Raw genomic sequence first — 6,983 nt, 5'->3', positions numbered from 1 at the left:
GTATAGGGTGTGACACCTGCCCGGTGCCGGAAGGTTAATTGATGGGGTTAGCGCAAGCGAAGCTCTTGATCGAAGCCCCGGTAAACGGCGGCCGTAACTATAACGGTCCTAAGGTAGCGAAATTCCTTGTCGGGTAAGTTCCGACCTGCACGAATGGTGTAACCATGGCCATGCTGTCTCCACCCGAGACTCAGTGAAATCGAATTCGCCGTGAAGATGCGGTGTACCCGCGGCTAGACGGAAAGACCCCGTGAACCTTTACTACAGCTTGGCACTGAACATTGAACCTACATGTGTAGGATAGGTGGGAGGCTTTGAAGGCGTGACGCCAGTTGCGCTGGAGCCGTCCTTGAAATACCACCCTTGTATGTTTGATGTTCTAACGCAGGGCCCTGAATCGGGCTCGCGGACAGTGCCTGGTGGGTAGTTTGACTGGGGCGGTCTCCTCCCAAAGAGTAACGGAGGAGCACGAAGGTTGGCTAATCCTGGTCGGACATCAGGAGGTTAGTGCAATGGCATAAGCCAGCTTAACTGCGAGACGGACAGGTCGAGCAGGTACGAAAGTAGGTCATAGTGATCCGGTGGTTCTGAATGGAAGGGCCATCGCTCAACGGATAAAAGGTACTCCGGGGATAACAGGCTGATACCGCCCAAGAGTTCATATCGACGGCGGTGTTTGGCACCTCGATGTCGGCTCATCACATCCTGGGGCTGAAGTCGGTCCCAAGGGTATGGCTGTTCGCCATTTAAAGTGGTACGCGAGCTGGGTTCAGAACGTCGTGAGACAGTTCGGTCCCTATCTGCCGTGGGCGTTGGATGATTGAAGGGAGTTGCTCCTAGTACGAGAGGACCGGAGTGAACGAACCTCTGGTGTTCGGGTTGTCACGCCAGTGGCACTGCCCGGTAGCTAAGTTCGGAATCGATAACCGCTGAAAGCATCTAAGCGGGAAGCGAGCCCTGAGATGAGTCATCCCTGACCCCTTGAGGGTCCTAAAGGGCCGTTGGAGACCACAACGTTGATAGGCGGGGTGTGTAAGTGCAGCGATGCATTGAGCTAACCCGCACTAATTACCCGTGAGGCTTAACCATACAACACCCAAGAAGTGTTCTAAGGCTTGTAACAGATACCAAGCGAACTACTAATTCAGTGATAATGACCTAGTCGTTATTCACGTCAGCTTTCTAGATTAAGAATTTGCCTGGCGGCCATAGCGCCGTGGAACCACCTGATCCCATGCCGAACTCAGAAGTGAAACGCGGTAGCGCCGATGGTAGTGTGGCATTCGCCATGCGAGAGTAGGACACTGCCAGGCACTCAATTAAACAGCGATGTGAAGAATCACGTCACTGGCTGCGAGGATGACACCTCAGAAAATGCAGCAGAAGATTTAGCGAAAGCTAACCGAATGCGGAGCGGTAGTTCAGTCGGTTAGAATACCGGCCTGTCACGCCGGGGGTCGCGGGTTCGAGTCCCGTCCGCTCCGCCACTAATTTTAAGGCCTTCCCGATTGGGAAGGCCTTTTTGCTATGGGTGGTTTTGTCCATAAGTCCCACAGATTTGTACGCAAGAACCAACACAAAGCCCGGCCTCACGACTGGGTTTTGATGTTTTTAGTCTGCTGGTGAGTTGCCGACATCCCACCACGATGGCAATACCTTCCCCTGTTGGCGTTCTGGCTACTATTTCCAACTCTGTATCGCAGCACATCCCATCTTGGCCATATTGTTCCGCAGCGAGCTGATAGAGCTTGAGGATTAAATCAGGCCGTCTTGCAATGGTACGTCATCACTTCCTCTTGTTTGTGTAATCCCCTTGTTTGTTTATAGATTTATTCCATTAAAACAGTCTCTTATCAAGAATGAGCTGTTTTGCAGCAGGAATACCATACGAGGCGAACGATAATGATTGTTATTTGAATTGTTGGGATGGGGTAGTTACAATGCGGGCTGATTAATAAAGTGCTTTTCAAATGAGCCTTTTTTGATGCTGCACCTGGCCGGATGCCAAGGCGTTGTAACGAATGAAGTAAGGGAATACGCCACCTTCCTACTAAAAACGTTCAGGCTAAAACATGACAACAGTGAAACCGAACAAGCTTGCCTTGCTGGTCTGCTCCCTTCTTGCGACCCAGGCCCACGCAGCCAAACAAGAGGTGATGGTCGTCACCGCTTCCGGCTTCCAGCAGAAGATTGAAGACTCTGCTGCCTCCATCTCTGTGATTACCCGTGAGCAGCTGGAGAAGCGGGCCTATCGCGATGTGACCGATGCCCTGAAGGATGTTCCCGGTGTTGTGGTGACTGGCGGTGGCAGCAGCAGTGATATCAGCATTCGCGGTATGGGATCGAAATACACCCTGATGCTGGTTGATGGCAAAAAGGTGGATAGTCGTGGTACTCGCCCCAATAGCGATGAAGCTGGTATCGAGCAGGGCTGGCTGCCGCCACTGCAGGCGATCGAGCGCATTGAGGTCGTCCGTGGTCCCATGTCATCCCGTTATGGTTCAGATGCCATGGGTGGTGTGATTAACGTGATTACCCGCAAGACCACCGGTCTGGCCTGGCAGGGGTCGGTTCACGCAGATTCGACCTTCCAGGAGAACAAGGATGCCGGTAATAGCTTCCAGACCGATGCCTATACCGCAGGTTCATTGATCGATGGCGTGTTGGGGCTGCGCTTCAATGGCCAGCTGGCTCATCGTGGCGAAGACAAATTTACCCAGGGTTTTGCCGAGCAGGAGACTCGCAGTGGCACGGCAGTGCTCAGCTTCAAGCCTGATGAGCAGAATCGCTTCGATCTGGAGGCCAGTCGCAGTCTGCAGGATCGGGATCGCACGGCCGGCAATTCGCTGGATGTCAAGGCGACAGATAGCCTCTATCGCTACGAGCGCACCAACTATGCGCTGACCCATGATGGTCAGTATGATTTCGGCTCTTCCAGCAGCTATCTGCAGCAGGAGGCCAACAGTAACCCCGTTCGCAAGATGGAGCTTACCAATACCATCGCCGATACCCATACCCAGTTTATTCTGGGGGATCATTACTTGAGTGTCGGTGGTCAGTATCGTTATGAGGATCTGCACGATCAAGGCAATGCCCTGACAGTGGCCAACCCTGCCGAGCAGCTGACCCGCTGGAGCTGGGCAATGTTTGTCGAGGATGAGTGGTCACTCACTGACAGCTTTGCCCTGACCGGAGGCGCCCGCATGGATCGGGACCAGAACTACGGCTCTCACTGGAGCCCTCGTCTCTACGGCGTCTGGCATCTGGATGATAGCTGGACGTTGAAAGGAGGCGTCTCGACCGGCTACCGCTCCCCTGACTTGCGGATGTCGGCGGCCAACTGGGGCCAGGCTACTGGCGGCCGCAGTCAGGATGGCGTACTGGTCGGCAACCCTGATCTCAAACCAGAGACCAGCGTGAGTGAAGAGATCGGCCTGCTGTGGAACGGTCATCAGGGGCTCAACGCCGGAGTGACCCTGTTCAACACCGACTTCAAGAACAAGATCTCCGAAGTGCGTCGTTGCACCAGCAAGAGCGATCCCGCCTGTACCCTCAATGGTCACAGTTATGACTTCATCAGCGATCGGGTCAACGTCGACAAGGCGAATATGCGCGGGGTCGAGGGGATGATGGATTGGGCTATCAATGAGGATTGGTCGGTCAGCTCCAGCTACACCTTCACCCAGTCCGAGCAGAAGAGTGGTCCACTGGCGGGTCATGCCCTCAACCAGAGGCCCCGCCACATGCTCAACGGTAGTGTTGACTGGCAAACCACCGAGGATCTCAGCCTCTGGTCACGGGTCAACTTCCGTGGCGAGACCTCCGAGTACCTGAGCCGGGTCAAGATGGCGGAGGGGACCCCTTCCTACACCTTCTTTGACATGGGCCTGGTCTACAAGGCCAACAAGCATCTGGATCTGACTGCCGGGGTCTACAACCTCTTCGACAAGACGGTGGATTACAGCAGCTATGGCACTGTGCTGGATGGTCGCCGTTACAACCTGGGCGTGACCTACAACTTCTGATAGGGAACCACTCATGCGGCCGCCATCTTCCGATGGCGGCCGTTTTTATTGCGTGTCCGTCAGAGGGCTATCCCTGATAGGCGGCGGCTTGCCAGGTATTGCGCCCCAGTCCCTTGGCCTGATACATGAGGGCGTCAGCCTGCCGTAGTAGCTGGTCGGCATCAGCCTCTCTCTCTGCGGCGACCCAGACTGCCCCGGTGCTGATGGAGAGGGCCACCTCGCCGCTGCTGGTGTGCAGGGTTTGCCGGTTGCTCTCCAGGCAGATACGCTCGGCCCACTCTTCTGTCTCTGCCAATGTGGCCAGCGGTAGCAGCAGGCAAAACTCTTCGCCGCCGATGCGGGCCAGCAGAGCCTCTTTGGGCAACAGGTTGGTCACAGTCGTGGCCAGCTTTTCCAGCAGCAGATCCCCGATGCCATGACCAAAGCGGTCATTGGTCTCCTTGAAGTGATCCACATCGAACAGCAACAGGGCACAGGGCTCCCCGCTTGCCAGTCGTTGCTCCATGGCGGGCATGAATGCCCGTCGGTTGAGCAGACCGGTCAGGGGGTCGGTACTGGCTTGTTTCTCCAGTCTGGCGTTGGCGCGGCTCAACTCGGTGGTACGGCTGGCAACGGCGCGGCGCAGTTGCACTATGTAGGCCACCATGATCAATGCCCCGGCCAGCAGTAGCCAGGGACCGAGATGGATGGGGTAGACGGTTTCGACATGCATCCATTTGCGGATGATCCGCTCCCGATCGCTCTCTTTGAGCTTGGCGAAGCCCTCTTCCAGCCGGTTTAGCAGGGCAAGGTCACCCTTTTTCACCGCAAAGCGGATCTGGTCGGTATAGAGGTGGCGAACCGGAATAAAGCGGGTGGGATCGTCCGAGGTATAGATGTAGAAGTTGGCGACCTGCAGATCGGCGATAAAGGCCTTCACTTCACCCTTGAAGGCCGCAGCCAGCAGGGTGTCATTGTCATTGAAGGTCTGCAGTCTGGTGCCGGGGAAGTAGCGTCTGGCGTAATACTCCTCGTAGCCACCGGCTACCACACCGACCGTTTCATGGAGCAGGTAGTAATGTACATCGGTGCCGCGCAATTCGCTCGAGAAGAAGAGTTGGGAGTCGAGCTGGGCGAGAGGGCGGCCATAGTCGAACAGTTTGTCCCGCTCCGGTGACCAGAGCAGTCCGGCGTGAACGTCCGCCTTCCCCTCATGGAGCAGGTCGAGGGAGCCTTGCCAGTCGACCAGCCTGAACTCGATCTTCTGGCCGGTCACCCGGGCATATTCACGCCACAAATCGATCAGCAGGCCATCCGGCTGGCCCGACTCATTGATATAGGAGAAGGGCTGCCAGGCTTTGGAGTTGGTAATGATGATCGGCTCTTCCGGAGCTTTGGCCCAGACAGGCAGAGCAAGGGCGAGTAGCAGGAGCCCCCATCCGATACTGACTATGACTCCTGTCCTGGAAGAGGCCATCCTTGCTCCAATCCGTTGCCGTATACCGTCCCGTGGTCATCGATTATCACCGCCTTTCTGATCGAAGAACAAGCGCTCAAATGATGAAGTTTGCATGATGCAAATGGCGCCATGACAAGGCTGGCGGATAGGGTAACTACTTACAGCGGCAGGCTGATCCGCGCCTCCAGTCCCCCCTGTGGCCGATTGAGCAGGGTCAGCTCGCCGCCGTGCTGATGGACCAGGGTGCGGGCGATGGAGAGCCCCAACCCGACACTGCCGGACTCGGTATTGCGCGCTTCATCGAGCCGCACGAACGGCTTGAACACATCCTCCAGCCGCGCCGGATCGATCCCCGGCCCGTTGTCGCAGACCCGGATCAACAGCTCCTCCTTGCGCCGCTCCAGCGACACTTCGGCGCTGCCGGCATATTTGATGGCGTTGCCGATCAGGTTCTGCAACACCCGGCGCAGGGTGTTGGCCCGGCAGGCGTAGACCTCTTTGCCTTCCGCCAGACAGGTGACCGGCTGGCCGGTATCGGCATAGTCATCGCACAGGCTGACCAGCAGGCTGACCAGATCCAGCTCGCGGGTAGCCTCCTGCTGCCCCTCCTCGCGAGCAAAGCTGAGGGTCGCGGCCAGCATCTGCTCCATCTGTTGCAGGGTCTGCTGGATCCGCTCCTTGTCCTCGCCATCGGCCAGAAACTCGGTGCGCAGCCGCAGGCTGGTGATGGGGGTACGCAGATCGTGGGAGATGGCCGCCAGCATCCGGGTTCTGTCCTGCACGAAGCGGTCGAGCCGGGTGTGCATCCGGTTGAAGGCCTGAATCGATTCTCGGATCTCGGTCGGCCCCTCCTCTTTCAAGGGCTCGATATCCTCGCCCCGTCCGAGCCGCTCCGCATTGCCTGCCAGCTGCTTGAGCGGGCGAGTGGCACGGCGAAACAGCAGCACCATCAGTCCGATCACCAGACTGGCGACCAGCATCAGGTTGAGGGTGGTCTGCCACGACCAGCTGCCCGCCTCCTTGTCGACCAGCGAGCTGAACTGCAGCCAGCCCCCCTGCGGCAGTTCGATGGAGCCATAGAGCCGCATATCCCGCGGCGGGGGCGGTCCCTTGCGATCCCGCATCATGCGGGCATGATGTTCCCACGCCTTGCTGCGCTGGGTATCCTCTTTCAGCTCGGCGCTGATCTCGACCGTGAGGCCGGCGGGGTAGTTGAGGCGCGAGCGCACCAGCTGCTCGAAGCGGGGACTGCGGTTATCCGGTTGCAGCGGCTCGTCGGAGAGGCGCAGTAGCAGGGTCTCGCTGCGGCTCGCCTTGAGGATCTCGTCATAGAGGGACGGGGGGAGAGGGAGAGCAGCCTGACCACCGAGATGATCCGCTGCATGGCGTTGCGGCTGTTGACGAAGCCGAGCGCCTCCTCCCGATCCGTGCGGTAGATCTGGATACTGAGCAGCTGGATCAGGATCAACCCCGCCAGCGCCACCAGAATGATCTGGCCGGTCAGCCCCTTGGGCCACATC

General features: G+C 57.7%; 2 protein-coding genes, 1 tRNA gene, 2 rRNA genes and 1 pseudogene (1 of these 6 running past the window's edge). 4 read left to right on the top strand and 2 right to left on the bottom strand.

All coding sequences use genetic code 11. The features are described 5' to 3' along the window. The 4 genes from ACTG1K_RS23135 to ACTG1K_RS23120 form a co-directional block, all read left to right on the top strand. A 23S ribosomal RNA gene (locus tag ACTG1K_RS23135) occupies positions 1 to 1,089 on the top strand; it begins 1,800 nt to the left of the window's first position. Positions 1,090 to 1,198: 109 nt separating this feature from the next. Continuing rightward, a 5S ribosomal RNA gene (gene rrf, locus ACTG1K_RS23130) occupies positions 1,199 to 1,313 on the top strand. 97 nt (positions 1,314 to 1,410) lie between these two features. After that, positions 1,411 to 1,487: transfer RNA gene (locus ACTG1K_RS23125), tRNA-Asp, on the top strand. A 585-nt stretch (positions 1,488 to 2,072) separates the two neighbouring features. After that, positions 2,073 to 4,025: a ligand-gated channel protein gene (locus ACTG1K_RS23120; RefSeq protein WP_263718884.1), complete on the top strand. Its 1,953-nt coding sequence runs from the start codon at positions 2,073 to 2,075 to the stop codon at positions 4,023 to 4,025. Between the two features lie 67 nt (positions 4,026 to 4,092). On the opposite strand, the gene ACTG1K_RS23115 is transcribed toward ACTG1K_RS23120, so the two are convergent. Continuing rightward, a complete protein-coding gene (locus tag ACTG1K_RS23115; protein ID WP_440004738.1) occupies positions 4,093 to 5,481 on the bottom strand; it encodes a transporter substrate-binding domain-containing diguanylate cyclase in 1,389 nt (462 codons plus the stop codon). A gap of 140 nt (positions 5,482 to 5,621) precedes the next feature. Further along, positions 5,622 to 6,982, bottom strand: a pseudogene (locus tag ACTG1K_RS23110) (ATP-binding protein). Position 6,983: the final 1 nt, after the last annotated feature.

Origin of the sequence: Aeromonas sp. 102P, from assembly GCF_051920345.1 — a bacterium.
Lineage (GTDB): Bacteria > Pseudomonadota > Gammaproteobacteria > Enterobacterales > Aeromonadaceae > Aeromonas > Aeromonas veronii.
The sequence above is the reverse complement of the archived record's forward strand: the minus strand, read 5'-3'. Positions and strand labels throughout refer to the sequence as shown.

Excerpts from the sequence above, each read along its gene's own strand:
- ACTG1K_RS23115 (WP_440004738.1), bottom strand. The coding sequence starts at position 5,481 with ATGGCCTCTTCCAGGACAGGAGTCATAGTCAGTATCGGATGGGGGCTC.
- ACTG1K_RS23120 (WP_263718884.1), top strand. The coding sequence starts at position 2,073 with ATGACAACAGTGAAACCGAACAAGCTTGCCTTGCTGGTCTGCTCCCTT.